Origin of the sequence: Streptomyces sp. NPDC001717 (assembly GCF_042892775.1) — a bacterium.
In the GTDB taxonomy this organism is placed as follows: Bacteria; Actinomycetota; Actinomycetes; order Streptomycetales; family Streptomycetaceae; genus Streptomyces.
Genome location: NZ_JBIAUK010000013.1, coordinates 173,884 through 198,448, shown reverse-complemented (window position 1 = coordinate 198,448; position 24,565 = coordinate 173,884). Strand labels below are relative to the sequence as shown.

General features: G+C 72.5%; 30 protein-coding genes. 15 read left to right on the top strand and 15 right to left on the bottom strand.

Translation table 11 applies throughout. The annotated features are described in order from the left end of the window. Window positions 1-29: 29 nt before the first annotated feature. Window positions 30-881 (bottom strand): PhzF family phenazine biosynthesis protein, encoded by an 852-nt coding sequence (locus ACFYZL_RS22245; RefSeq protein ID WP_388681119.1) that lies wholly within the window; start codon window positions 879-881, stop codon window positions 30-32. A 432-nt stretch (window positions 882-1,313) separates the two neighbouring features. Between ACFYZL_RS22245 and ACFYZL_RS22240 the strand changes: the two genes are divergently transcribed. Continuing rightward, on the top strand, window positions 1,314-1,934 hold the full coding sequence (locus tag ACFYZL_RS22240) for a PadR family transcriptional regulator (protein WP_384581930.1): 621 nt from the start codon (window positions 1,314-1,316) through the stop codon (window positions 1,932-1,934). A 90-nt stretch (window positions 1,935-2,024) separates the two neighbouring features. Here ACFYZL_RS22240 and ACFYZL_RS22235 read toward each other — a convergent pair whose 3' ends face one another. Then, complete coding sequence (locus tag ACFYZL_RS22235; RefSeq protein WP_384753495.1) at window positions 2,025-2,453, bottom strand: SRPBCC family protein; 429 nt, start codon at window positions 2,451-2,453, stop codon at window positions 2,025-2,027. 183 nt (window positions 2,454-2,636) lie between these two features. Between ACFYZL_RS22235 and ACFYZL_RS22230 the strand changes: the two genes are divergently transcribed. Continuing rightward, window positions 2,637-3,602: a DMT family transporter gene (locus tag ACFYZL_RS22230; RefSeq protein ID WP_384753492.1), complete on the top strand. Its 966-nt coding sequence runs from the start codon at window positions 2,637-2,639 to the stop codon at window positions 3,600-3,602. A gap of 158 nt (window positions 3,603-3,760) precedes the next feature. After that, window positions 3,761-4,744, top strand: a complete 984-nt coding sequence (locus ACFYZL_RS22225) for a DMT family transporter (protein WP_388681115.1) — start codon at window positions 3,761-3,763, stop codon at window positions 4,742-4,744. Here the strand turns inward: ACFYZL_RS22225 and ACFYZL_RS22220 are convergent. Then, on the bottom strand, window positions 4,726-5,400 hold the full coding sequence (locus ACFYZL_RS22220; protein ID WP_388681112.1) for a pyridoxamine 5'-phosphate oxidase family protein: 675 nt from the start codon (window positions 5,398-5,400) through the stop codon (window positions 4,726-4,728). The two genes, ACFYZL_RS22225 and ACFYZL_RS22220, sit on opposite strands and share 19 nt — an antisense overlap. Before the next feature lie 37 nt (window positions 5,401-5,437). Between ACFYZL_RS22220 and ACFYZL_RS22215 the strand changes: the two genes are divergently transcribed. Beyond that, the gene (locus ACFYZL_RS22215) at window positions 5,438-6,775 is read left to right on the top strand and encodes an aminotransferase class I/II-fold pyridoxal phosphate-dependent enzyme (protein WP_388681109.1); all 1,338 of its coding nucleotides are present in this window, start codon (window positions 5,438-5,440) and stop codon (window positions 6,773-6,775) included. Between the two features lie 125 nt (window positions 6,776-6,900). Here ACFYZL_RS22215 and ACFYZL_RS22210 read toward each other — a convergent pair whose 3' ends face one another. Then, window positions 6,901-7,101: a hypothetical protein gene (locus tag ACFYZL_RS22210; RefSeq protein WP_388681106.1), complete on the bottom strand. Its 201-nt coding sequence runs from the start codon at window positions 7,099-7,101 to the stop codon at window positions 6,901-6,903. Then, window positions 7,098-8,066, bottom strand: coding sequence for a DMT family transporter (locus ACFYZL_RS22205; RefSeq protein ID WP_384753480.1), 969 nt, complete (start codon window positions 8,064-8,066; stop codon window positions 7,098-7,100). The genes ACFYZL_RS22210 and ACFYZL_RS22205 overlap by 4 nt, the downstream gene beginning before the upstream one ends. A gap of 74 nt (window positions 8,067-8,140) precedes the next feature. Between ACFYZL_RS22205 and ACFYZL_RS22200 the strand changes: the two genes are divergently transcribed. Continuing rightward, complete coding sequence (locus ACFYZL_RS22200) at window positions 8,141-9,043, top strand: LysR substrate-binding domain-containing protein (protein ID WP_384753477.1); 903 nt, start codon at window positions 8,141-8,143, stop codon at window positions 9,041-9,043. A 13-nt stretch (window positions 9,044-9,056) separates the two neighbouring features. Here the strand turns inward: ACFYZL_RS22200 and ACFYZL_RS22195 are convergent, their stop codons facing one another. Beyond that, window positions 9,057-9,530, bottom strand: coding sequence for a pyridoxamine 5'-phosphate oxidase family protein (locus tag ACFYZL_RS22195; protein WP_384753475.1), 474 nt, complete (start codon window positions 9,528-9,530; stop codon window positions 9,057-9,059). Window positions 9,531-9,606: 76 nt separating this feature from the next. Between ACFYZL_RS22195 and ACFYZL_RS22190 the strand changes: the two genes are divergently transcribed. Continuing rightward, window positions 9,607-10,221, top strand: a complete 615-nt coding sequence (locus tag ACFYZL_RS22190; RefSeq protein ID WP_384753472.1) for a cysteine hydrolase — start codon at window positions 9,607-9,609, stop codon at window positions 10,219-10,221. Here ACFYZL_RS22190 and ACFYZL_RS22185 read toward each other — a convergent pair. Both ACFYZL_RS22185 and ACFYZL_RS22180 read right to left on the bottom strand, forming a co-directional pair. Then, window positions 10,196-10,669: a CBS domain-containing protein gene (locus ACFYZL_RS22185; RefSeq protein ID WP_384753469.1), complete on the bottom strand. Its 474-nt coding sequence runs from the start codon at window positions 10,667-10,669 to the stop codon at window positions 10,196-10,198. The genes ACFYZL_RS22190 and ACFYZL_RS22185 overlap by 26 nt on opposite strands. 33 nt (window positions 10,670-10,702) lie before the next feature. Next, on the bottom strand, window positions 10,703-11,263 hold the full coding sequence (locus tag ACFYZL_RS22180) for a type 1 glutamine amidotransferase domain-containing protein (RefSeq protein WP_388681147.1): 561 nt from the start codon (window positions 11,261-11,263) through the stop codon (window positions 10,703-10,705). A 172-nt stretch (window positions 11,264-11,435) separates the two neighbouring features. On the opposite strand from ACFYZL_RS22180, the gene ACFYZL_RS22175 reads away from it, so the two are divergent. The 7 genes from ACFYZL_RS22175 (at window position 11,436) to ACFYZL_RS22145 (ending at window position 17,660) form a co-directional block, all read left to right on the top strand. Beyond that, on the top strand, window positions 11,436-12,281 hold the full coding sequence (locus ACFYZL_RS22175) for a HipA family kinase (RefSeq protein WP_384753467.1): 846 nt from the start codon (window positions 11,436-11,438) through the stop codon (window positions 12,279-12,281). Beyond that, window positions 12,278-12,661 carry a DUF3037 domain-containing protein gene (locus ACFYZL_RS22170; protein ID WP_384581904.1) on the top strand — a complete coding sequence of 128 codons (384 nt, stop codon included), beginning with the start codon at window positions 12,278-12,280 and terminating at the stop codon, window positions 12,659-12,661. The genes ACFYZL_RS22175 and ACFYZL_RS22170 overlap by 4 nt, the downstream gene beginning before the upstream one ends. Before the next feature lie 343 nt (window positions 12,662-13,004). Continuing rightward, entirely contained in the window at window positions 13,005-13,766 is a 762-nt protein-coding gene (gene fabG, locus ACFYZL_RS22165) for a 3-oxoacyl-ACP reductase FabG (RefSeq protein WP_384758674.1), read from the top strand. Window positions 13,767-13,794: 28 nt separating this feature from the next. After that, entirely contained in the window at window positions 13,795-14,556 is a 762-nt protein-coding gene (locus tag ACFYZL_RS22160) for an SDR family oxidoreductase (RefSeq protein WP_384758672.1), read from the top strand. 152 nt (window positions 14,557-14,708) lie between these two features. Next, window positions 14,709-16,292: an ABC transporter substrate-binding protein gene (locus ACFYZL_RS22155; RefSeq protein ID WP_384758669.1), complete on the top strand. Its 1,584-nt coding sequence runs from the start codon at window positions 14,709-14,711 to the stop codon at window positions 16,290-16,292. Between the two features lie 112 nt (window positions 16,293-16,404). Further along, window positions 16,405-17,073: a uracil-DNA glycosylase gene (locus tag ACFYZL_RS22150; protein WP_384758677.1), complete on the top strand. Its 669-nt coding sequence runs from the start codon at window positions 16,405-16,407 to the stop codon at window positions 17,071-17,073. A 50-nt stretch (window positions 17,074-17,123) separates the two neighbouring features. Then, window positions 17,124-17,660, top strand: a complete 537-nt coding sequence (locus tag ACFYZL_RS22145; protein WP_384758667.1) for a hypothetical protein — start codon at window positions 17,124-17,126, stop codon at window positions 17,658-17,660. A gap of 33 nt (window positions 17,661-17,693) precedes the next feature. On the opposite strand, the gene ACFYZL_RS22140 is transcribed toward ACFYZL_RS22145, so the two are convergent. After that, on the bottom strand, window positions 17,694-18,215 hold the full coding sequence (locus ACFYZL_RS22140) for a hypothetical protein (protein WP_388681097.1): 522 nt from the start codon (window positions 18,213-18,215) through the stop codon (window positions 17,694-17,696). A gap of 109 nt (window positions 18,216-18,324) precedes the next feature. Beyond that, window positions 18,325-18,849 (bottom strand): DinB family protein, encoded by a 525-nt coding sequence (locus ACFYZL_RS22135; protein WP_384758904.1) that lies wholly within the window; start codon window positions 18,847-18,849, stop codon window positions 18,325-18,327. Window positions 18,850-18,994: 145 nt separating this feature from the next. Between ACFYZL_RS22135 and ACFYZL_RS22130 the strand changes: the two genes are divergently transcribed. Continuing rightward, the gene (locus ACFYZL_RS22130) at window positions 18,995-19,900 is read left to right on the top strand and encodes a Gfo/Idh/MocA family protein (protein WP_388681093.1); all 906 of its coding nucleotides are present in this window, start codon (window positions 18,995-18,997) and stop codon (window positions 19,898-19,900) included. Here ACFYZL_RS22130 and lnt read toward each other — a convergent pair. From lnt to ACFYZL_RS22105, 5 genes are all read right to left on the bottom strand, one after another. Next, entirely contained in the window at window positions 19,845-21,428 is a 1,584-nt protein-coding gene (gene lnt, locus ACFYZL_RS22125; RefSeq protein WP_388681091.1) for an apolipoprotein N-acyltransferase, read from the bottom strand. The genes ACFYZL_RS22130 and lnt overlap by 56 nt on opposite strands. A 27-nt stretch (window positions 21,429-21,455) precedes the next feature. Further along, a complete protein-coding gene (locus tag ACFYZL_RS22120; RefSeq protein ID WP_384758895.1) occupies window positions 21,456-21,923 on the bottom strand; it encodes a nuclear transport factor 2 family protein in 468 nt (155 codons plus the stop codon). A gap of 69 nt (window positions 21,924-21,992) precedes the next feature. After that, a complete protein-coding gene (locus tag ACFYZL_RS22115) occupies window positions 21,993-22,169 on the bottom strand; it encodes a hypothetical protein (protein WP_384581886.1) in 177 nt (58 codons plus the stop codon). 136 nt (window positions 22,170-22,305) lie between these two features. After that, the gene (locus ACFYZL_RS22110; protein ID WP_384751639.1) at window positions 22,306-23,184 is read right to left on the bottom strand and encodes an undecaprenyl-diphosphate phosphatase; all 879 of its coding nucleotides are present in this window, start codon (window positions 23,182-23,184) and stop codon (window positions 22,306-22,308) included. A gap of 48 nt (window positions 23,185-23,232) precedes the next feature. Beyond that, window positions 23,233-23,961, bottom strand: a complete 729-nt coding sequence (locus ACFYZL_RS22105; RefSeq protein WP_384751642.1) for a TVP38/TMEM64 family protein — start codon at window positions 23,959-23,961, stop codon at window positions 23,233-23,235. A gap of 42 nt (window positions 23,962-24,003) precedes the next feature. Between ACFYZL_RS22105 and ACFYZL_RS22100 the strand changes: the two genes are divergently transcribed. Beyond that, window positions 24,004-24,348: a DNA alkylation repair protein gene (locus tag ACFYZL_RS22100; protein WP_388681086.1), complete on the top strand. Its 345-nt coding sequence runs from the start codon at window positions 24,004-24,006 to the stop codon at window positions 24,346-24,348. Window positions 24,349-24,565 lie beyond the last annotated feature (217 nt).

Here is a 24,565-nt window from a genome sequence, read left to right as displayed (position 1 = left end):
GGGGACCGGCCCGGTTCGGTGCCCCGTCGTCACTCCGCGCGGTCGGCCGTGGTCGCCGTGAGCGGGGCCGCGAGGAGCTCGCCGTCGAGGACGGTCACCGCGTGGCCGGTCAGCAGGGTGCGCTCGCCGGCCAGGGTGACCTTGACCAGCCCCTGACGGGCGCCGCCCTGGAGGCCGGTCAGCTCGTCCCGGCCCAGGCGCTGCGCCCAGAACGGGGCGAGCGCGGTGTGGGCGCTGCCCGTCACCGGGTCCTCGTCGATCCCGAAGGCGGGGAAGAAGCCCCGAGAGACGAAGTCGTAGCCGCGGGAGGGGTCCTCGGCGGGAGCGGTGACGATCACCCCGCGCTTGGCGAAGGCGCGCAGGGCGGCGTGGTCCGGCTCCAGTTCGCGCACGGTCTTCTCGTCGGCGAGCTCGATCAGCAGGTCGCCGATGTGCGAGGCGGTGTCGTGCACGGAGAGGATCGGGGCGCCGCCGAGCGCGTGGTCGACGGCGGTCGGCGCCGGGACGGGCGTCAGGGAGGACGTCGGGAAGTCGAGGGTGATGCTGCCGTCCTCGGCCGTCTCGGCGGTGAGGATGCCGCAGCGGGCGGTGAAGCGGATCAGCCCCTTCGCGAGCCCGCTCGTGGCCAGTACGTGTGCCGTGGCGAGCGTGGCGTGCCCGCACATGTCGACCTCGGCGGCCGGGGTGAACCAGCGCAGCGCCCAGTCGGCGTCGCCGCCGGGCGGCAGGGGATGGGCGAAGGCGGTCTCGGAGAGGTTCATCTCCGCGGCGACCTGCTGGAGCCAGGCGTCCGGCGGGAACCCGCCGTCGAGGATCAGGACTCCGGCGGGGTTCCCGTGGAAGGGGCGGTCGGTGAAGGCGTCGACGGTTCGGATGCGCATGACCAGACGGTAGGACGGATCCTTGATCACCGACAAAGGCCAATACGGGGTGTCTGGCCTGGTGTCGCGAGAGCGGCGACCCTGGCCGACCGGGACCGGCTCTTGCGACCCTCGGACCGGCCCGTGCGCTGCCGTGCGGGCGACCGGCCGGGCCCGCCGGAGGCCGGCCACCCGGCGCGCCCGCGCAGCATGGCGGCCCCCGGTGTCCGGGTCGCCCGTGAGCGCGAACGGTTCCGGTCGCTCGGACGTCGCCCGAGCCTCACTGCCTCGCCCTGCGGGCCGGCCGAGCCGAACGCGCATCGCCGCCGCACCTCTTCGGCGACAAGTTTCCGATATATCGTTGACGCATCGCGATCGGTCACCGATAGTGGAGACATCGGGGAACCGATGAACCGATGTGAACCACTACGAAGTGACGGAAGGAGCGCAGTCATGCGTTCACGTGGACAGCACGAACACGGGCACGGACACGAGCACGGACGGGGCCACGGCCACTGCGGGCCCGATCGTCGGGAGGAGTTCAGGGGGCTGCGCGCCGCCTTCGGCCCGTTCGGGCCTCCCTTCGGCGGCGGACCCTTCGGGGGACGGGGCGGTCGGGGCGGGCCGCGCGGCAGGGCTCGGCGCGGAGACGTACGCGCCTCGATCCTGGCGCTGCTCGCCGACCGGCCGATGCACGGCTACGAGATGATCCAGGAGATCGGCGAGCGCAGCGGCGGGGCGTGGAAGCCCAGCCCCGGCTCGGTCTACCCGACGCTCCAGCTGCTGGAGGACGAGGGCCTGATCGTCAGCGAGAGCGAGGGCGGCAAGAAGCTGTTCACGCTCACCGACGCCGGCCGCACGGAGGCCGAGGCCGGCCCCGACGCCCCCTGGGCGGACGCCGGGCGGGGTTTCGACTTCGAGGCGATGCAGGAGATCCGGACGGCCGGGTTCGGCCTGATGGAGGCCTTCGGGCAGGTCTTCAAGACCGGCTCGCCCGAGCAGCGGGAGAAGGCCCTCGCCGTCATCAACGACGCCCGCAAGAAGCTCTACCTGATCCTGGCCGACGAGCACTGATCCGGCCGGACCCCCGGGCCCCGGCCCTGGACGACGCAGCGCCCCGCGAGTCCTCTCGCGGGGCGCTGCGGCGTCCGATCGGGCGGCCGGTCAGGCGACCAGGCCGGCCAACTTGCGCAGGGATTCGTTCAGCGCGGCGGTCGCCGAGTCCTTGAGCTTGCCCGCCATCAGCGAGACCGCGGCGCCCGTGAACTCGCCGTCGATGCGGACGGTGGTGGCCCCGCCGTCCGGGATCAGCGTGTACCGGGTGAGCACGGCCACGCCCATCGGCCCCTTGCCCGTGATGGCGAAGACGCGCTCGTCCTCCAGCTCGGAGACGGTCCAGACGACCTCGGCCGGGAAGCCCATCATCTTCATGTTCTCGGCGAAGGTGGATCCGACCGCGAGGGTCTCGGGCCCGCCCTTCGGGAAGTTCGTGTGGGTCATGCTCCACTGGCCGTACGCGTCCCAGTCCGTCAGCTGGGACCAGACCTGCGCGGCGGACGCCTCGATGCGTGATTCCGCGGTGACTTCAGCCATGCGACCACCCCTTCTCGTCGGGTACGTGCGGCGGAACGTAGCCCCGGCGGGCGGAACATTCAATACTGACGACCTGTCAGAAATCGGCGGGGTCGGCGGCCGGAACGGGGGCCGGGGTATCGACTGCGTCTCAACAGGTGTCATGCTCGTGACGCTCCTGACCGGCCCTGTCATGATGGCCCGATGCAAGCGTCAGGTAAGAACGCCGGACTGGGCCTCGCCCTCGTCTCGGCGGTTGCGTTCGGTGGTTCCGGAGTGGCGGCGAAGCCGCTGATCGAGGCGGGTCTGGACCCCCTCCAGATGGTCTGGCTCAGGGTGGCCGGGGCAGCGCTCGTACTGTCCCCGCTGGCCTGGCGCCACCGCGGTCTCGTGCGGCGCAAGCCCGCGCTGCTCGCGGGCTTCGGGCTGGTCGCCGTCGCGGGCGTACAGGCCTTCTACTTCGCCTCGCTGTCCCGGATTCCCGTCGGCGTGGCCCTGCTCCTGGAGTACCTGGGCCCGGCGCTGCTGCTCGGCTACATCCGCTTCGTCCAGCGCAAGCCCGTCACGCGGGGCGCCGCCGCCGGTGCGGCCGTGGCCGTCGTGGGACTCGCCTGCGTGGTCGAGATCTGGGCCGGGCTGCGGCTCGACCTGCTCGGCGTGGTCTTCGGCCTCTGCGCGGCCCTGTGCCAGGCCTCCTACTTCGTCTTCGCCGACCAGGGTTCCGACGCGGAGGACGCCCCGGACCCGCTCGGCGTGACCGCCTACGGCCTGGTCGTGGGCGCCCTCGTCATGACCGTGATCGCCCGCCCGTGGGAGATCGACTGGCAGGTGCTGGGCGGCGACGCGGCCCTGGGCGACGTCATGGTGCCCGCCGGGGTGCTGCTCGGCTGGGTGGTGCTGATCGCGACCGTCTTCGCGTACCTGACCGGCGTCGTCTCCGTGCGCAGGCTCTCGCCCCAGATCGCGGGCGTCGTGGCCTTCCTGGAAGCCGTCGTCGCCACCGTGCTGGCCTGGATCCTGCTCGGCGAGCACCTCTCCACCTGGCAGATCGTCGGCGGCGGGCTGGTGCTGGGCGGTGCGTTCATCGCCCAGTCCTCGCGACCGGCGCCTCCGCACGTGCCGGCCGAGCCCGAAGCGGTCCTGCTGGACCGCGAGACCACGACCGCCTAGGGTGACGCACATGCAGTCGACCGTGCTTCCGCCTCCCGCCGCCTAGGCGCGGGCGGCACCTTCACGAAACCGAGCGCCCGGGGCTCCCGGGCCGGTGAGCGCTGCCCGCGAAGCGATGACCTGCTCTTCTCATCCTTCACGCATGCGCGGAGAACCACGTGTCGAACCATTCGCCCGCTGCCGGGCGCAGTCTGCTGTACCTCGTCATCGCCGGAGCCGCCTGGGGCACCGCCGGGGCGGCCGCCTCCCTCCTCTTCCTGGCCAGTGACCTCGGCCCGCTCGCCCTGTCCTTCTGGCGCTGCGCGGGCGGGCTCGTGGTGCTGCTCGGGGTGCTCGCCGTACGCGGGCGCCGCCGGGCGGACGACGGGCGGGCGCGGCCGTCCAAGGCCTCGCTGATCGGGACCGGGCTGATGTTCACCCTCTTCCAGGCCGCCTACTTCGCCGCCGTGCGCGAGACCGGCCTCGCGGTCGGCACCGTCGTCACCCTCGGCGCCGGGCCCGTGCTCATCGCGCTCGGGGCCCGGTACTGGACGGGCGAGCGGCTCGGCCGCGCCGGCCTGACCGCGGTCTGCGGGGCGCTCGCCGGGCTGGCCGTCCTCGTACTGGGCAGCGGGGGCGGCGAGGTGCGGCCCCTCGGTGTCGGCTGGGCGCTGCTCTCCGCCGCCGGGTACGCGGCCATGACCCTGCGGGCCCGCCGGCTCGGGCAGCGCGGGGCGGGCGGGGACCCCCTGGTGACCACCGCCTGGTCGGTCGCGGTGGGCGCGGTCGCCCTGCTGCCGCTCGCCTGGGCGGAGGGGCTGGTGCCGCACACCGCCGAACTCGGGCGGGTGCTCGGGCTGCTGGCGTACGTCGCCCTCGTGCCGACGGCGCTCGCGTACGCGCTCTACTTCACCGGCGCCGCCGCGGTGCGGGCCGCGACCGTGTCCGTGATCATGCTGATCGAGCCGGTCAGCGCGGCGGCCATCGCCGTCCTCGTGCTGGGGGAGCGACTGACCGGTGCCGTGGTGCTGGGGACCGTACTTCTGCTGACGGCGGTGGGAGCGCTGATCGCGGCGGAAGCGCGCCGTCCGGCGGCCGGGCCCGGGCCGGTGGCGGCCGGGCCCGACGCCGTGCGGGAGCGTCCTCAGAGCGCCGTGATGTAGTCCGGGACGGCGATGCCGGGGGCCAGGTCCGCGGCGGGCACGGGCACTCCGTACGCGGGTGCGACGGGGACCACGCCCGTCCAGTACGGCAGGTCCAGGTCCTCGGCGTCGTCGTTCGGGCCGCCGGTGCGGAGCTTCGCGGAGACCTCCTCCAGGTCCAGGCGGATCACGGCCGTGGCGGCGAGCTCCTTCGCGTTGGCGGGCCGGGAGTCGGCGGAGCGGCCCGGTACGACGTGGTCGACGAGGGCGTCCAGGGCGAGCCGGCACTCCGCCTCGTCGGTGACCTGGTAGGCGGTGCCGTGGGCCACCACCGAGCGGTAGTTGAGCGAGTGGTGGAAGGCCGAGCGGGCCAGCACCAGGCCGTCGACGTGGGTCACCGTCACGCAGACGGCGAGACCAGGGTCGGGCTTGCCCGCGGCGAGCAGCGGGCGGGAGCCGGTGGAGCCGTGGACGTAGAGCACCTCGCCGACGCGGGCGAAGAGCGTGGGCAGCACCACCGGGGCGCCGTCGCGGACGAAGCCGAGGTGGCAGATGTACGCCTGGTCGAGTATCGAGTGCACCGTCTCGCGGTCGTAGCGCGCCCGGTCGCGGGAGCGCGTGGGCACGGTGCGGTCGGTGGGCTCGTACGCCGTCTCTGTCGCGGGGGTCGTGGTCATCGTGCGCGCTCCGTTGTACTAGTGCATAATTGGCTTTGTGCTAGGAGATTATCGGATCGAAGGGCGCCGCGCATCGGATATCGCGGCCAGTGTCGAAGCGGGCGTGGGATCGGGCGCGCTCCCGCCCGGATCGCTGTTGCCGCCGATGCGGGAGCTGGCGGGTGAGTTGGGGGTGAACCCGAACACCGTCGCGGCCGCCTACCGGACGCTGCGCGAGCGCGGGGTCATCGAGACGGACGGGCGGCGCGGCAGCCGCGTACGGGCCCGTCCGTCGAGCGCGCCCCGTGACGCGGCCCCGATGGCGGTCCCGGCGGGCGTGCGGGACCTCGGCTCGGGCAACCCGGACGTGTCGCTGCTCCCCGCCCTGGACGGAGCCCTGGCCTTCGCCGCCCGGCGGCACGCGCAGGCGCCCACCCTCTACGGGGACGATCCGCTGCTGCCGGAGCTGGAGCGGGTGGCCCGGGCGGACCTCGACGCGGACGGGGTTCCCGCGGGTCCGGTGGCGGTGACCTCGGGTGCGCTGGACGCGATCGAACGGGTCCTGGCCGCGCATCTGCGGCCGGGCGACGCGGTGGCGGTCGAGGACCCGGGGTGGGGGAGCGTGCTGGACCTGGTCGCGGCCCTCGGGCTGCGGGTGCTGCCGGTGGCCGTCGACGACGACGGCCCCGAAGTGGAAGCGGTGGCGCGGGCGCTGGCGGCCGGGGCGCGGGCCCTGCTGGTCACCCCGCGGGCGCAGAACCCGACCGGGGCGGTGCTGGGCGCGGAGCGGGCGGCTGAGCTGCGGGCGCTGCTGGCGGGCCATCCGGAGGTGCTGGCGATCGACGACGACCACGGCCACGGGATCGTGGACCGGCCGCTCCATTCCCTGGGTGGGGTGACCAGGCACTGGGCGCTGACGCGGTCCGCGGCCAAGGCGTACGGGCCGGACCTGCGGTTGGCGGTGCTCACGGGTGACGCGGTGACTCTGGACCGGGTGCGCGGGCGGCAGCGGCTCGGCCCGGGGTGGGTGAGCCGGCTGCTCCAGTACGCGGTGGTGGACCTGTGGACCTCGGGGGCGGTGGACCGCGCTGCGGTGTCCCGCGCCTACGACGAGCGGCGGAACGCGGTGATCACGGCGCTGGGGGAGCGGGGGGTGGCGGCGCACGGGCGGAGCGGCCTGAACGTGTGGGTGCCGCTGGTCGGGGTCGGCGAGACCGCGGTGGTGGCGGGGCTGTTGGCCGCGGGGTGGGCGGTGGCGCCGGGCTCCCGCTACCGGGTGGAATCCGGCCCGGGCATCCGCGTGACCGTCTCGGCGCTGGTCCCGGCCGACGTCCCGGCTCTGGCGGACGCGATCGCCGCGGCGGTCCGCCCCTCGGGGGGCGGCCGCTCGGTCTGACCCCCGCCCGCGGGCCCCGCCGCCACGTCCGGAGCCGGTGCCCCGGACTCCGCGCCGGCGGGTCCCCTCGAGTGGTCGGGTCACGGGCCGTGAGCCGCGCCGCCCTCGACCCGGGGCGGCACGGCTCAGAGGAGTTCGATGACGCCGCCCAGCGTGAGGACGGCCCCGCACAGGGCCAAGACCGCGCCCCCGGCGCGGAAGAGGCCGGCCGAGGCGCGTTGCGGCGCCGGACCGGGGTCCCCCCGGGAGTGCCTGCGCAGTTCCGCGTTGGCCTCCGCCCGGCGGGCCGGGGATGCGGCCGATCCCCGGGCGGTACCAGGGGTCACGCGGCCCGTCGGGCCCCGGGGCGGGTCTGGGTGAGGGCGGCGCCCGCCAGGATGATCGCGGCGCCGACCGGGGTGTTCCAGTGGAGCTGTTCGCCGAGGACCAGGACGCCCGCCGTCGTGGCCACGACCGGGATGAAGTACGTGACCATCTGCGCGGTGGTCGGGCCGACCTCCGTCACCAGGCCGTACTGCATCTGCAGGGCCATGCCCGTCCCGAGGGCGCCCAGGGCGATCACCGACAGGGTCGGCCAGAGCGGGAAGGAGGCCGGGGCGCTGGTGAACAGGGAGCTGACCAGGGCGAGCTGGAGGGTGGAGAGCATCAGCTGGCCAGCCGTCATGGCGACCGGCGAGCCCGGAGTTCCGGCCAGGGTGCGGCGGACGTAGATCCAACCGATGGGGTAGCAGAGCGCGGCCAGCAGGGCGAACGCGGTGCCCTTGGCGTCGACCCCCGAGAAGCCCTGCCACGCGCCCAGGACCGTGAGCACGCCCAGGAAGCCCAGCCCCAGCCCCGCGAACCGGCGCCGCGTCGGGCGGTCCTCGGACAGCGCGACCAGCGACAGCGCCATGCCCCACAGCGGGGAGGTGGCGTTGCAGATGCCGGCCAGGCTCGACGGGATGCTCAGTTCCGCGTACGCGAAGAGCGAGAAGGGGGCCGTGTTGAGCAGGAGCGCCGCCACGGTGAGGTGCCCCCAGGTGCGCAGCCCCCGGGGGAGCGGCTCGCGACGCACCAGCAGGACCGCGAGGAGGGCGAGCGCGCCGAACAGGACCCGGCCCAGCGCCACCTGGAAGGGCGCGTAGGCCTCCGTACCCACCTTGATCAGGAGGAAGCTGAAGCCCCAGATGACCGACAGGATCGCGAAGCGTACCCGCCAGTCGAGGAGCCGGACCCGGCGGGCGGCGCTGGTGGTGGCGGCGGTGGCGGAGGTGGTCGGGAGGGTGGGCCGCGGGGCTGTGGGTGCGCTCATGGCACTTACTGTGCGCGCCTCGACTTCGTAGGACAAGCGAGACTTCCTGGGGGCGACGCCGTAGCATCGCTTACATGTTGAACCTGGAGCGCCTGCGTACCCTCGACGCCCTCGCCCGCCACGGCTCGGTCAGCGGCGCGGCCGACGGGCTCCACGTCACCACTTCCGCCGTCTCGCAGCAGATGGCCAAGCTGGAACGCGAGATCGGCCAGCCGCTGCTCGCCAAGAACGGCCGAGGGGTCCGGCTCACCGACGCCGGGCGGCTGCTCGCCGACCACGCGGCACGGATCATCTCCCAGGTGGAGCTCGCCCAGGCCGACGTCGAGGCCCAGCGCGGCTGCGCGGTCGGCGAGCTGCGGATCGGCGCCTTCCCGACCGCCATGCGCGGTCTGCTGCCCCAGGTGCTGTCCGCCCTGCGCCAGGACCATCCGGAGCTGCGTGTCCGGGTGCGGGAGCAGGAGCCGGAGGAGAGCATGACGGCGGTCGTGCGCGGGGACCTCGACATGGCCCTCGCCATCGACTGGCACAACAAGCGGATGCCGGTGCCCGCCGAGCTGACCCGGGCCCACCTGCTCGACGACTCCGTCGACATCGCCGTCCCGGCGGGCCACCGGCTCGCCGACCGGGACAAGATCTCCCTGGCCGAATTCGCCGAGGACGACTGGATCTCCTGGAACGAGGGCCAGTTCTGCCACGAGTGGCTGGTCTTCACGCTGCGCGGCACGGGGATCGAGCCGCGCATCGCGCACATCGCCGAGGAGCACCACACCCAGCTCGCCTTCGTGGAGGCGGGCCTCGGCGTGTGCGTGGCGCCGAAGCTGGGCCGTGGCCCGGTGCCGCCCGGCGTCCGGCTGCTGCCGGTCTGTGACACCGTACGCCGCCACGTGTACGCGGTCTGGCGCGCGGACGCCGACCGGCGGCCCTCCATCCGGGCCGCCGCGGAGGCCCTGCGGGAGGTGGCCGCGGGAATCCGGTAGCCGGCTCCGCGCCCTACAGCTTGCGGAAGTCCCAGGAGACGACCGACTCCGGGGTGAGGCGGATCCAGGCGTGCCGTCCGTCGTGCGGCATCTCCTCGATGCCGAAGTTCTTCGCCGGAAAGATGCGCTCGGCCTCCGCCAGCTCCGGGCAGGGCTCGCCCGTGCGGGGGGCCTCGCCCACGAAGACGGCGGTGCCGGACAGTTCCACCCCGCGCAGTTCGTCGTACGCCTCGCCCGAGTCCACGACCACCGAGATCCGGGGGTCCTCGCGCAGGTCGGACCAGCGCCGGCTGCGCGTGATCGAGTACAGCCACAGCGAGGTGCCGTCCCAGGCGAACCAGAGGGCGCCCACGTGCGGACGGCCGTCCGGCGAGACCGTGGCCACCCGGCAGGTGCGCTGCTCGCGCAGGAAGGCGTCCACCTCCGCGTCGCTCATCATGATGCGGCGCCCCCGCCGCTGTGCCGTTGCCGAGCGTGCCTCGTCCATCCGTCCCGCACCCCTTCACATCTGACTATGTGTCAGGAATCATGCGGGCTGTCGGGCCGTCACGCCAGGGGGAGCCATGCAGGAACTCGATCCCGCCACCACCGCACTGCTCACCGTCGAGTGCCAGAACGGGGTGGTCGGCGAGGAGAGCGCGCTGCCCGAGCTCGCCAAGGAGGCCCGGGACTCCGGCATGCTGGAGCGGGTGGCCGCACTCGCCGACGCCGCACGCGGGGCCGGAGTGCAGGTGCTGCACGCCGTGGCCGAGCGGCGGCCGGACGGACGCGGGGCCAACACCAACGCACGGCTGTTCAGGGCGGCCGGGAAACTGCCCGTCCGTCAGTTGACCGGAAGCCGGGCCGTGGAGGTCGCGGCGCCGATCACCGTGGCCGAACAGGACCTGGTGGTCCGCCGGCTCCACGGGCTCTCCCCGATGGCGGGAACCGACCTCGACGCGCTGCTGCGCAACCTCGGCGTCCGTACCCTCGTCGTCACCGGGGTCTCCTCCAACATCGCCATCCCCAACACCGTCTTCGACGCCGTGAACCTCGGCTACCAGGTGGTCGTGCCGTCCGACGCCATCGCCGGAGTGCCCGCCTCCTGCACGGACGAGGTCATCCGCAATTCCCTCGCCCTGGTCGCGGCCATCACCACCACCGACGCGCTGCTCACGCAGTGGGCTCCGCCGAGCTGACCCCCGCGGGCCTCGGAGGAGAGCCCCGGGTGCCGGGCTCGGCGGCGGCGATGGCCGCCAGTGCCGACCCCGGATCCCGCTCGACCTCCAGGTCGCCCAGCGTGACGACGCCGACGAGCTCGCCCTCCTCGGTCTGTACGGGCAGGCGCCTCAGCGCGTGCCGGCGCATGAGGCGCAACGCCTCGCCGACCTCTTCGCCGGGGCCGACGGTGACCGGGTCGGTGCTGCAGATGGCCTGCACCGTCGTCTCGGCGAGATCGCGGTTCTCGGCCACCGCGCGTATCACGAGATCCCGATCGGTCAGGATGCCGCACAGGCGGCCTTCGTCGACGACCAGTACGTCGCCGATGTCCGCGTCCCGCATCACCCGGGCCGCCTCTGCCGGCGAGGTCAGCTTGTCGACGGTCACCGGCTTGCGGGCCATCACCTCGTGGACTCGTCGGGCCATGGTTCCTCCCGCCGCTGGAACGTTCCGCCCGTGTCAGGTGCGAGCGGCCGAGGAGTGCCGGGCGTCGGCGAACTCCCTCACGAAGGTGACGCAGAAGGCGTCCAGGTCCGCCGGCTTGCGGCTGGTGACCAGTGCCGCGGGAGCCGCGTGGCAGACCTGAACCTGTTCGTCCACCCAGGTGCCGCCCGCGTTGCGGATGTCGGTCGCCAGACTCGGCCACGAGGTCAGCGTCCGGCCCCGTACGACACCTGCTTCCACGAGGGTCCAGGGCGCGTGACAGATCGCCGCCACCGGCTTGCCCGCCTCGAAGAAGCTGCGCACGAACCCGACCGCCCGTTCGTTCATCCGCAGGGCGTCGGGGTTGGCGACCCCGCCGGGCAGTACCAGCGCGTCGAAGGCGTCCGACGTGTCACCGGCCAGCACGTGATCGACGGGATGGGTGCCGCCCTTGTCGAAGTGGCGGAACGCCTGCACCCGGCCGGGCTCCGTCGAGACCAGCTGCGGGATCCAGCCGTTGTCCTCGACGGCCTTCCAGGGTGCGGTCAGTTCGATCTCCTCCACGCCCTCGGGCGCGGTCAGGAACGCGATGCGCACGTCGTTCACTTCCTCCACCGGATCGTTTTGCGGACACTCCGGGGGCCTACCCCGGTTGGTCGCCCGCATGCGGCCGGCTGCGGCCGGGCGAAGCCCTCCGCGTGATCACTCCTGCCGCCCGACCCCGGAAAACGCGGTGGGGCGCGACGATCACGCCGCCTACCCTGGGGTGATGCTTACCGAAGTGACAGCGACGCGCTACGTCACGCCACTGCGTGAGGGCGGCTCGCTCCCGGGAATCGTCGAGGCCGACGACCTCGGCACCTACGTCATGAAGTTCACCGGCGCCGGCCAGGGCCGCAAGACCCTGGTCGCCGAGGTCATCTGCGGGCGGCTCGCCCAGCGGCTGGGCCTGCGGGTGCCGAGGTTGGTGCAGATGCAGCTCGACCCCGTCATCGGGCTCGCCGAGCCCGACCAGGAGGTCCAGGAGCTGCTCAAGGCCAGCGGCGGGCTCAACCTCGGCATGGACTACCTGCCCGGATCGATCGGCTTCGACCCGCTCGCGTACCAGGTGGACCCGGTCGAGGCGGGGCGGGTCGTCTGGTTCGACGCCCTGATCAACAACGTCGACCGGTCCTGGCGCAACCCCAACATGCTGGTCTGGCACGGGGACCTGTGGCTCATCGACCACGGCGCCACCATGATCTGGCAGCACAACTGGCCCACCGCCGCGGCGGCGGCAGCCAAGCCGTACAACGCCTCCGACCACGTGCTGGCCCCCGTGGGCCCGGACATCGAGGGCGCCGCCGCGGCGCTCGCCCCGCTGGTCACCGAGGAACTGCTCACCGAGGTCGCGGCCGACGTCCCCGACGAATGGCTCGTCGACGAGCCCGGCTTCGACACCACGGACGAGCTGCGCCGCGCCTATGTCGAGGCGCTGCTGCCGCGCGCGGCCACGATCCACGAGAGGATCTCGATGGAGGCGGAGGTCAGGCAGCGGTCCGGTCCGCCCGGCTGGCTCGCCGAGCGCCTCCCTCCCCAGTCGGACCAGAACAAGCAGAAGAGCGGCGACGAGTGACCAAGCGGGACGTGTTCGAGTACGCGCTGGTGCGTGTGGTGCCCCGGATGGAACGGGGCGAGTGTTTCAACGCCGGCGTGATCGTCTACTGCCGGGCGCACGGGTACGTCGCCGCGCGCACCCACCTCGACGAGGCGAAGCTGCTCGCGCTGGACCCCGGGGCCGATGTGGCCGGGGTGCGGGCTGCGCTGCGCGGTGTGGAGGGGGTGTGCGCGGGGGGCACCGCGGCGGGGCAGGCGGCCGGTGACGATGCCGGGCGGCGGTTCCGGTGGCTGATCGCGCCGCGCAGCACGGTCGTGCAGCCGGGACCGGTGCACACCGGCCTGACGGCCGATCCCGCCGCGGAGGTGGAGCGGCTGCTGGACCTGCTGGTGCGGTGACCCTCCGGGGTGGGCCCCTCGACCTTCGGGTGCGGCGCCGTCGCGGGGGCTCTGCCCCCGGGCCCCCGCGCCTCAAAACGCAGGCGGGGCCGGATCGCCCCCGGCAGCGGCTGGATTCGTCCCCGGCGGGCGCGGGTGGTCCCCGGTCGGGCTGGATGCGTCACCGGCCGGACTGGATTCGTTTCCGGCCCGGGCGGGATTCGACCCCGGCCCGGGCGGGAAACGACCCGGGCGGGCTGCCGTTGACAGCGTGGCGTTGCGGCTCCTAGCGTCTCCTCAGCTGAAGCTACTAAGCGGTTGCTCACCTCTGGGCGGCCGTCTCTCAAGGGCGAGGAGATCCAGCATGTCCACCACCGAGCAGCGCGTCGCGATCGTGACCGGGGCGGCCCGGGGCATCGGCGCCGCCACCGCCGTACGCCTGGCCGCCGAGGGTCGGGCGGTCGCCGTACTCGACCTCGACGAGGCCGCTTGCAAGGACACCGTCGAGGCCATCACGGCGGCCGGCGGCAAGGCCCTCGCCGTCGGCTGCGACGTCTCCGACGGCGCGCAGGTGGAGGCGGCCGTCGAGCGCGTCGCGAGCACGCTCGGCGCTCCGACCGTGCTGGTCAACAACGCGGGTGTGCTGCGCGACAACCTGCTGTTCAAGATGGGCGAGTCCGACTGGGACACCGTCATGAACGTGCACCTGCGCGGCGCGTTCCTGATGTCGAAGGCCTGTCAGAAGTACATGGTCGAGGCCAAGTTCGGCCGCATCGTCAACCTCTCCAGCAGCTCGGCCCTCGGCAACCGCGGCCAGGCCAACTACTCGGCCGCCAAGGCCGGTCTGCAGGGCTTCACCAAGACCCTGGCCATCGAGCTCGGCAAGTTCGGCGTCACCGCCAACGCCGTCGCCCCCGGCTTCATCGCCACCGAGATGACCGCGCAGACCGCCGCCCGAGTCGGCATGGGCTTCGAGGACTTCAAGGCCGCCGCCGCCACCCAGATCCCCGTCCAGCGCGTCGGCAACCCCGACGACATCGCCAACGCCATCGCCTTCTTCACGGGCGAGGCGGCCGGCTTCGTCTCCGGCCAGGTCCTGTACGTGGCCGGCGGCCCCCTCAACTGACGGTCCACGAGAGGCAGGGGCGTACGACATGACGTACGAAGGAACGGACAGCGGCAAGGTCGCGCTGATCACCGGGGCGAGCCGGGGCATCGGCTACGGCGTCGCCGAGGCGCTGGTCGCCCGCGGTGACCGGCTGTGCATCACCGGGCGCAACGAGGACGCCCTCAAGGAGGCCGTCGAGCGGCTCGGCGCCGACCGGGTCATCGGGGTCGCGGGCAAGGCGCACGACGAGGAGCACCAGGCCGTCGCCGTCGAGCGGACGATGGAGGCGTTCGGCCGCGTCGACTTCCTCGTGAACAACGCCGGCACCAATCCGGTCTTCGGCCCCATCGCGGACCTGGACCTCGGGGTCGCGCGCAAGGTCTTCGAGACCAATGTGATCTCGGCGCTCGGTTTCGCCCAGCGGACCTGGCACGCCTGGCAGAAGGACAACGGCGGGGCGATCGTGAACATCGCCTCCATCGCCGGCGTCTCCGCCTCGCCCTTCATCGGGGCGTACGGGATGAGCAAGGCGGCGATGATCAACCTGACCCTCCAGCTCGCCCACGAGATGGCGCCCCGGGTTCGGGTCAACGCGATCGCGCCCGCGGTGGTCAAGACCAAGTTCGCCCAGGCGCTCTACGAGGGCCGCGAGCAGGAGGCCGCGGCGGCCTATCCGCTGGGCCGACTCGGGGTCCCCGAGGACATCGGAGGGGCCGCGGCCTTTCTTACATCTGCACAAGCGGAATGGATCACAGGACAAACTCTGGTCGTGGACGGGGGAATGTTCCTGAATGCCGGAGTGCACTGATCGATAATCGGACACATTCCCTTCTTTAAGGGAGGTGAATGTGACACGAATATGCACGGAACCGGTCATGTGCCCCACGAAACCTGTCCATTGGAATCGTGGGGCACTGAGGTAGGGTCTGCCGCACCCCTGGCTGATCGAGGAGCGTGCACGTGTTCATCCGGACCAGATGTCTGCAGATCACTGCGGCCCTTGCGTCCATATCCCTGCTCGCCGGATGCGGCCTGCTCTCGGACGACAAGGGCGACGACGCCAAGCGCATCGTCGTCGGCACTACGAGCGCCCCGAGCACTCTCGACCCCGCCGCGGCGTGGGACGGCTCCTGGGAGCTCTACCGGAACGTCTACCAGACCCTGGTGGCCTTCCCGACGGGCTCCACCAAGCCCCAGCCGGACGCCGCCCAGAGCTGTGAGTTCACGGACGCGGCGAACCAGGCGTACCGGTGCACCCTGCGCAAGGGCCTGAAGTTCTCCAACGGGGAGGTGCTCGACTCCAAGGCCGTCAAGCACTCCCTGGACCGGATCAGGACCATCGGCTCCTCGACGGGCCCCAAGGACCTCTTCGGGTCGCTCGACAAGATCGAGACCCCGGACCCGCTGACGGTCGTCTTCCACCTGAACACCTCGGACGCCACGTTCCCGTTCGTCCTCGGCTCGCCCGCCGCCTCGCTGGTCGCGCCCAAGGAGTACGCCGCGAACAAGGTCCGCGACGACGGCAAGATCGTCGGCTCCGGCCCGTACGTGCTCGAGTCGTACAAGGAGGGCGGCGAGGCCGTCCTCAACCGCAACGACAGCTACAACGGGTTCGCCAACCGCAAGAACGCCGGCGTGACGATCCGCTACTTCAAGGAATCCCCGAAGATGATCTCCGCCCTCAAGGGCAAGGAGATCGACGCGATCTACCGAGGCCTGTCGGCCCCCGAGATCCTGGACCTCCAGACCCCCGCGTCGCACGGGCAGGGCGTCGGGGTCGTGGAGAACGTCGGCTCCGAGATCCGCTACCTCGTCTTCAACCCCAAGGACCCCGCGGTCGCCAAGGCCCCGGTCCGCCAGGCCATCGCCCAGGTGATCGACCGCGGCGCGCTCGTCTCCAAGGTCTACCAGGGCACCGCCGAGCCGCTGTACTCGATGGTCCCCAAGGGGGTCGTGGGCCACAAGACGCCCTTCTACGACAAGTTCGGCCAGCCGGACATACCCAAGGCCAAGAAGATCCTCAGGGACGCCGGGATCAACCAGGCCGTCGAGCTGACCTTCTGGTACACCACCGACCGCTACGGCGCCTCCACCGCCGACGAGTTCACCGAGCTCAAGCGCCAGCTGGACGAGAGCCTGCTCTTCAAGATCACCCTGCGCAGCGCGCCCTGGAAGGAATTCCAGAAGAGCTACAAGAACCAGGAGTACCCCGTCTTCGGCCGAGGTTGGTTCCCCGACTTCCCGGACCCGGACAACTTCATCGCGCCGTTCGTCGGCAAGGAGAACGCGGTCGGCACGCCGTACGAGCCCAGCGAGATCCTGACCGACCTGCTGCCCAAGTCCCGCCGCGAGGGGGACCGCTCGGCCGGAATCCAGCAGTTCGAGAAGGCGCAGCAGGTCTTCGCCGAAGACGTCCGGCTGCTGCCCCTGTGGCAGGGCAAGCTGTACGTCGCCGCGCGGGAGGACATCGCGGGCGCCGAGCGGGCCCTGGACCCGCAGACCGTCATGCAGATGTGGGAGTTCTACCGCAAGACCAGCTGGTAGCAAGGCCGCACGCGTCGGCCGCCGGCAAGGGCGGCCGACGCGTTGTCAGTGGCTCCCGGTAGGTTCTTGATCTGTCGCAAGAACTTGTACCGGAGGTTGTGCCGTGACCCAGATGCTGCCCGAGTCCTGGCTTCCCGTCCTCGGCGGGGAGCTGGACCAGCCCTACTTCAAAGAGCTCACCGAGTTCGTCGAGAAGGAGCGGGCGAACGGGCCGGTCTACCCGCCCCGTGAGCAGGTGCTCGCGGCCCTGGAGGCCACTCCCTTCGACCAGGTGAAGGTGCTGGTCCTCGGCCAGGACCCGTACCACGGCGCCGGCCAGGGCCACGGCCTGTGCTTCTCCGTGCAGCCCGGCGTGAAGACCCCGCCCTCGCTGCGCAACATCTACAAGGAGATGAAGGAGGAGCTCGGCCTCCCCGTCCCCGACAACGGTTACCTGATGCCGTGGGCCGCGCAGGGCGTCCTGCTGCTCAACGCGGTGCTCACGGTCCGCGAGGCCGAGCCCAATTCGCACAAGGGCAAGGGCTGGGAGAAGTTCACCGACGCGGTGATCCGCGCGGTGTCCGACCGCCCGGACCCGGCGGTCTTCGTGCTGTGGGGTGCCTACGCCCAGAAGAAGATCCCGCTGATCGACGAAGAGCGCCACGTGATCGTCAAGGGCGCCCACCCGTCCCCGCTGTCGGCGAAGAAGTTCTTCGGTTCCCGCCCCTTCACGCAGATCAACGAGGCCGTCGCCGCCCAGGGCCATGAGCCGATCGACTGGCGGATCCCGGACCTCGGCTGACGCCACACCGCGCCTCGGCGCCATTGCCGGTGCCTCCGGCTAGCTTCTTGATGATCAGGCCGGAGCAGGTCTGGCGGAGCGAGCCGGAGGCCGCGGTGACGGAGCAGCAGGAGGCGTCGGAGGACGCCGTCATGACCAGGATCGGCCAGGCGGTCATCCTGCTGCACGCGGGGGACCGCGAGGAGGCCCGCAACCGGCTCGGCGACATCTGGACGGAGCTCGGGGCGGAAGGCGATTCCCTCCACCGGTGCACCCTCGCGCACTACATGGCCGACGCCCAGGACGATCCCGCGGACGAGCTGGCCTGGGACCTCAGGGCACTGTCCGCCGCCGAGGCGCTGGGGGACGGGCCACTGATGCCCCGGGGTTTCTACCCGTCCCTGCACCTGAGCCTCGCCGACGACTACGTGAAGCTGGGACGGCCCGAGGCGGCCCGGGTGCACCTGTCCCGGGCCCGGGCGGCGGCCGCCGCGCTGCCCGACGACGAGTACGGCAACGGCGTACGGGGCGCCATCCTCAGGCTGGAGCGGCGCCTGGCCGCGGAGCCGGGCGCCGGGCCCCGGCCGTTCCCCGAGCAGTCCCCGTAGAGCGGTCCCCGTAGAGCGGTCCTCGCGGGGACCTCAGCCGCCGTGGACGCCCGCGCAGATGCGGGCCTCCGGGCTGTCCGGGCGCCAGTGACCGTGCCGGCGGCCCAGCGCGCACACGTCGGCCGGCCGCACCGGCAGTTCCCCCATCAGCTCCCGTTCCGCCTTCGCGTCGGGCCGCGCGGGCCCCGGGCGGCGGGCCCCGCCCTCCCCGTGCCCGCGGGCGGCCTCGGCGGGTCCCCGCGCCTCGGGGATGTCCGGGACCGGTGGCGGAGCCTGGGCGCTCCGCTGCGGGGCCGCCGGGGCGGCGGCGGGGGCGGAGGCCGCGGGCGGCGCCGCGGCCCCGGGGGCCGCCTTGAGCGCCTCCAGCGCGGGCGCCTGGACGACCACCGGGGAGGCTCCGGGCCCGCCGCGCGGCTCGTGGTGCGGCGCCGGCCCCGCGGAGGGGCCGACGGCCGGGGTCACGCTTGCGGGGCCGACCTTCACACAGCCGGAGACGGCCGAGACGGCACAGGCGACTCCGAGCAGCAACGTTGTCGTGGTTCGGGTTGGATGCACTCGCGCAACTCTGCTCGGACGGACGCCGCGTTGGGAAACCCGGAGGCCATATTCACCCCGCACGGGTGACGGGGCGCGGGCCAACCGAACCCCGTCCGCCGGCCGGCGGCTATTCGCCCGTGGCGCCGTCGAGGTGCTCGCGCAGCAGATCCGCGTGGCCGTTGTGGCGCGCGTACTCCTCGATCATGTGGGTGTAGACCCAGCGCAGGCTGAAGACCTCGCCGCGGTGGTGGTTCTCCGGCTTCGAGCGCAGGTCGAGCGAGCGGCCCGCGGCGGCCTTCCGAGCCAGGTCGACCTCGGTCCGCCACACCCGCTCGGCGTCGGCCCAGGTGTCCCCGTCCGTGACGTGGAAGTCGCCGTCCACGTCCTCCCGGGTGACGTACAGCTCGGGAAGGTCCTCGCCCAGCATGACCTCCCGGAACCAGAACCGCTCCACCTCCGCCAGGTGCCGTACGAGCCCCAGCAGGCTCAGTTCGGACGGGGCGAGCGGAGTACTGCGCAATTGCTCGTCGTCGAGTCCCTCGCACTTCCAGGCGAGGGTGGAGCGGTGGTAGTCGAGCCAGCCGTCCAACATCTCCCGCTCGTCGGCGGTGGTGGAGGGCTCTTCGCGATGGGATCCGGAGGTGATCGGCATGGGGAACATCCTCGGTGAACGGGCCCGCCGCCACCAGGGAATTGTGCCCGCCCCTCGCGGGCCCGCCGCCACCCGGGCCCCTCCGGCCCTCGGCACAGGCCCTAAGCTGCAGACATCCCACGAGGAACACACCAGGAGGCGCCCGGTGAAGGTCGGCTGCATCGGACTCGGCGACATCGCGCAGAAGGCGTACCTGCCCGTGCTCACCACCCGCCCGGGAATCGAACTGCACCTGCAGACGCGCACCCCCGCGACCCTGGAGCGGGTCGGTGCGATCCACCACGTCCCGGCGGCGCACCGGCACACCGACCTCGAAGCGCTGCTCGCCGAGGGTCTCGACGCGGCGTTCGTGCACGCGCCGACCACCGCGCACCCCGAGATCGTCGAACGTCTGCTGGAGGCGGGCGTGCCGACCTACGTGGACAAGCCGCTCGCCTACGAACTCGCGGATTCGCAGCGGCTCGTGGAACTGGCCGAGGAGCGCGGGGTGTCACTCGCCGTCGGCTTCAACCGCCGCTACGCGCCCGGGTACGCCCAGTGCGCCGAGCACGCCCGCGATCTGATCGTCATGCAGAAGAACCGGGTCGGGCTGCCCGAGGACCCGCGCACGATGGTGCTGGACGACTTCATCCACGTCGTCGACACCCTGCGCTTCCTGCTGCCCGGCGAGGCCGACCACGTCGACGTGCGGGCCGTGGTGCGCGAGGGGCTGATGCGCCAGGTGGTGCTCCAGATGTCCGGCGCCGGATTCACCGCGCTCGGGATCATGAACCGGCTCTCCGGTTCCACCGAGGAGATCCTGGAAGTGTCCGGGCAGGACACCAAGCGGCAGGTCGTCAACCTCGCGGAGGTCATCGACCACAAGGGCCAGCCGAGCGTCCGGCGCCGCGGGGACTGGGTGTCCGTCGCCCGCCAGCGCGGCATCGAGCAGGTCGTGGACCACTTCCTGGAGGCCGTGGCGACCGGCAGGACGCTCGACGCGCGCGATGCGCTGCTCACCCACGAGTTGTGCGAGCGAGTGGTGGACGCGGCTCTGGAGCAGGCCTCCTGAACGCGAGCGCGACCCGTGCCGCGCAGTACGCCGCGAGTGCGGTGACGGCCGCGTAGACCGCCCAGTCCCCGAAGCGGACGTACAGGGTCGTGCCCGTCGCCAACGGCACCTCGTACACGTGCGCCGTGCTCGCCGAGGTGGGCAGCGCCGGGCCGATCCGCTCGCCCGAGGGGCCGTGCACCACGCTGATGCCGGTGAGGGTGGCGTGCACCATCGGGCGGCCGTCCTCCGCGGCCCGCAGCGCGGCGAGCGAGGCGTGCTGCGCCGGGGCCCAGCCGTCCTGGAAGGTGGAGGTCGACGACTGGGCGACGAGCAGCGAGGCCCCGTCCAGGGTGAGGCGCCGGCTCATGTCGGGGAAGGCCGATTCGAAGCACACCAGGGGACCGACGCCGACGTCCCCGGGAAGGTGCATGATCACCGGGGCCCGGCCGCGCATCCGGTCCTCGCCGGCGGCCCGGCCCACCGAGGTGGCCCAGCCGAGCAGGGAGCGCGCGGGCACGTACTCCCCGAAGGGGACCAGCCGCATCTTGTCGTACCGGGGACCCGTCGGCCCGTCGGGGCCCACGAGCACCGAGGACTTGTAGATGCCGGGCCGGTCCGGCCCCCGGGCGTCCACATTGACCAGCAGCGGAGCTCCGACCTGCGCCGACAGGGCCGCGAGCCGCCGGGCCAGGTCGGGCCGGGCCGTCAGGTCCGCGCCGACGCTGCTCTCGCCCCACACCACGAGATCCGGCCGCTGCCCCACGAGCGTCCGCGTCAGGCGCTCTCCGGCCGCGAACCGCCGCTCGGCGCTGTCCGGCCCGTCCGGGATCAGACCGGGCTGTACGACGGCCACGCGCAACCGGCCCGACACCTCGGGCCGCACCGCCCACAGCCACACCGCGCCGGTCAGCACCGCGAACCCCGCCAACCCGGCCACCGCCGGGGTCCGCGCCCCCGGCACCGCGATCAGCAGCACCAGCGCGCAGTTCACCGCCACCACCAACAGGCTCACCAGCCACACCCCGCCCACCGAGGCCAGCCGCAGCGCGGGCGGCACCTGCCACTGGCTCGCCCCCAGCAGCCCCCACGGCCCGCCCAGCCCCTGCCAGGACCTGACCAGCTCCGACAGCAGCCATCCGGCGGGGACGAGGACCAGCCCCGCGGCCGCCCGCCCCGCCGTGGGCCGCCCGCCGAACGACTCCCGCACCAGCAGTGCCCAGGGGATCCACAGCACCCCCAGCAGCACCGCGATCAGTATCAGGAAGACGTGCAGGCTGGGCAGCAGCCAGTGGTGGACGGCCACGATGAACCCGGCGCCGCCGAGCCAGCCCTCCAGCGCCGCCCGTCGGCCGGTGGGGGCCGACCTCAGCAGCAGCATCCAGGGCACCAGGGCGACGTACGCGAACCACCAGAGCGCGGGAGCGGGGAAGGCGAGGGCGGGCAGCGCACCGGAGCCGACCGCGGCCGCGGCGCGCCACCCGGAGGGCCGCCGCGGGATCGACCCGGGGAGCGACCGGGGGGACCACCCGTTCCGTGCCGAGATCATGGGGCGCCTCCGCTTCCAGTGTGGCAGTCAGGCCGAGATGTGCCGCCACTTCTCGTGCACGACGACCCGGGTCAGCCTCCAGCCGTCGGGGGTGCGGGCGAGCGCGAAGGTGTAGCGCCCGGCGGCGACGAAATTGGGCGCGGTGACCGTCCCGTCGAACTCCTCCCCGGCGAGCCGCATCGGATTGAGGAAGTCCGCGCGCACCTCGGCACCGTCGCCGGGCGAGCCGCCCGCGTCCTCCAGCCGGATCAGCCGGTTCACGATGAGGTGCTGGCGCACGGGGAAGAGCTTCATGGTCTCCGCCAGCCAGTCGGCGACCTCCCCGGCGGGCCCCTCCATCCCGCCCGCCGAGCTGTAGTCCGCCCGCCCGGCGGGGGTGAACAGGGCCCGGTACCCCTCCCAGTCGCCGTCGTCGACGGCCACCGCGTACCCCGAGACCACCTCGTCGATCGCCAGCCGGTCCATCACCGTCGCGAGGTCCACACGCTGAGTCATCGGGACAGTGTGGGGGTGGCGGGCCACAAGGCCAAGGGGCGTGCGCCGACCGGATCTCCGTACGGGCGCTCAGTGACCGGAATGTGCCTCCCGCTGGCGGACCACGACGAGGAAGGCGTCGCTGTCCAGGTCCATCACCACCTCGGCCTGCACCCCCTCCCGCAGGCGCTGCGCCGCGTACTCCTCCGCGGGCCAGCTCCCCCTCGGACTTCCGGCCGGAAACCGCTCCAGCACCACTCGACCCATGGGACACCCCCTGCTGCTTGCCTTCGAGCCTCTCCAGGCACAACGACGCGCAGGCCGCCCGGGAACGTTCCCGGGCGGCCTGCGGTTCACGCGAAGCGGTGAGGCGGGGTGTGCGACGGCACCCCTGCCGGTATGACTATCCGGCGGACTCGCCGGCGTGCGGGCTCAGCACACCCGCCGAGACCAGGATGAACAGGAGGATGCCCAGCAGGACCCGATAGACCACGAAGGGCATGAAGCTCTTGTTCGAGATGAACTTCATGAACCACGCGATGACCGCGTAGCCGACGAAGAAGGCGATGACCGTCGCGAAGATCGTCGGACCCCAGGTGATGTGGCCGGGGCTCTCGATCACGTCCTTGATCTCGAACAGACCCGAGGCCAGCACGGCCGGGATGGCGAGGAGGAAGGAGTAGCGGGCCGCCGCCTCGCGGGTGAAGCCCAGGAAGAGACCGCCGGAGAGCGTGGCACCGGAGCGGGATACGCCCGGGATCAGGGCCATCGCCTGGCAGAGACCGAAGATCAGGCCGTCCTTGACGCCCAGCTCCCGCAGCGTCTTGCGCTCGCGGATCGCACGGTGCCGACCGCCCTCCTCGTCACGCGCGGCCAGCCGGTCCGCGACGCCGAGGACGATGCCCATGACGATGAGGGTGGTGGCGGTGAGGCGCAGGTCACGGAACGGGCCCTCGATCTGGTCCTTGAAGGCGAGGCCGAGGACACCGATCGGGATCGAGCCGACGATCACCAGCCAGCCCATCTTGGCGTCCTGCTCGGAGCGCAGCGCCTTCGTGTACAGCGAGCGGAACCAGGTGGAGATGATCCGCGCGATGTCCTTGCGGAAGTAGATCAGTACGGCGGCCTCGGTACCGATCTGCGTGATGGCCGTGAAAGCCGCGCCCGGGTCCTGCCAGCCGGCGAACGCCGCGGTCAGCCGCAGATGGGCGCTGGAGGAGATCGGGAGAAACTCCGTAAGCCCCTGGACGAGACCGAGGATTAGGGATTCGAACCAGCTCATGTCGGGGTGCGCTCGTCCTTGTGATCGTCGGGCAGTTCGCCCCCGATGCTAGGGCCCGTGTGGAGCGGTGCTGACCACTGGGGGGTGCTGGGGCGCCGGCTCGTACGCCGCACCCCCGTTCCGGGCCGGTGCCAGACGGTGCCGCTTGCGCCAGGCGACCGCTCCGGCGCCCACCACGGAGACCACGATGAAGCCGAACGAGACGAGGAACGCGGGCGATCCGGGGGAGGAAGCGTTGGCGCCCGCTATCACGTAGGCGGTGGTGTTGGGGATGGACCCGAGGGCCGTCGCGAGGAGGAACGGAGCCCAGCCGCACCGGGAGACTGCCGCACCGTAGTTGGCCACCACGAAGGGCATCCCGGGGAAGAGCCGGACGGCGAGCATCGAGCGGAAGCCGTGCCGGCTGAGCTGGCCGTCGGCCGCCTGGAGCCACTTGCCGCGCAGCAGCGGACGCAGCGCCTCCTGGCCCAGCACCCGGCCCAGGCCGAAGGCGATCCCGGCCCCGAGGACCGTGCCGGCGAGCGCCGCCACGAGGCCCGCCTGGGTCCCGAAGACGGCTCCGGCGGCGAGGTTGAGCAGGGGACGCGGCACGAAGGCCGCCGCGCACACCCCGTACGCGGCCGCGAACAGTGCCACCGCCACGGCCACGGGGAGACCCGGCGGCCAGCCCTCCGAGAGCAGGCGCTGGGGCTCGAAGAGCAGCACGCACACGCCGGCGGCCACGAGCAGCACGACGAGCAGCGACAGCCGGGCCCATGGCGTGAGGAGGAGGGACATTCCGGGAGACTAGCCGACCACCCGGGCACCGCGCCGTAATCTGTGCCTCATGCCGTCGAACGACGGGCGAACACCGCGGGGAACGCCCGGGGGCCCGGCAGCGCCCTCGCGGACACCCTCCTGGAACGGCTGACCGGCACCTACGCGCAGGCCGCCGACCCCGTGCGGGCCGAGGCCATGGCGGCGTACGTGAAGGATGTCGCGCCCTTCCTCGGCGTCCCCACCCCGCTGCGCCGCAGGCACCCCGACTTCTTCCCGCGCAAGGCGATCGGCCGGGCCCTGCGCGAGTACGCGAAGACGTATCACGCCGCGGTGCGGGCCTTCGTCGAGGCCGAACGCGGTTCCCCGTCACCGCTGTCCGTGCGCGAGGCGCTGAAGAACCTCTGAGCACACGGCACTTCGCCGAAGATCCCGCCGTTAATTCATTCGACGGGCGGCAGCCCGTCCGGCAGGATCTGGGACATGTCCCGGTACGCCTTCCCCCTCGCACCGTCCGCAGTCGCGGACGCGCCGAAGGCTGCCGTTCCCGCAGAGGCATTTCCCTTCGCCGCATTCGACGGCGCACGAAGCTGACCCTTCCCGGATCGTCCGGCGGACCCCGCAG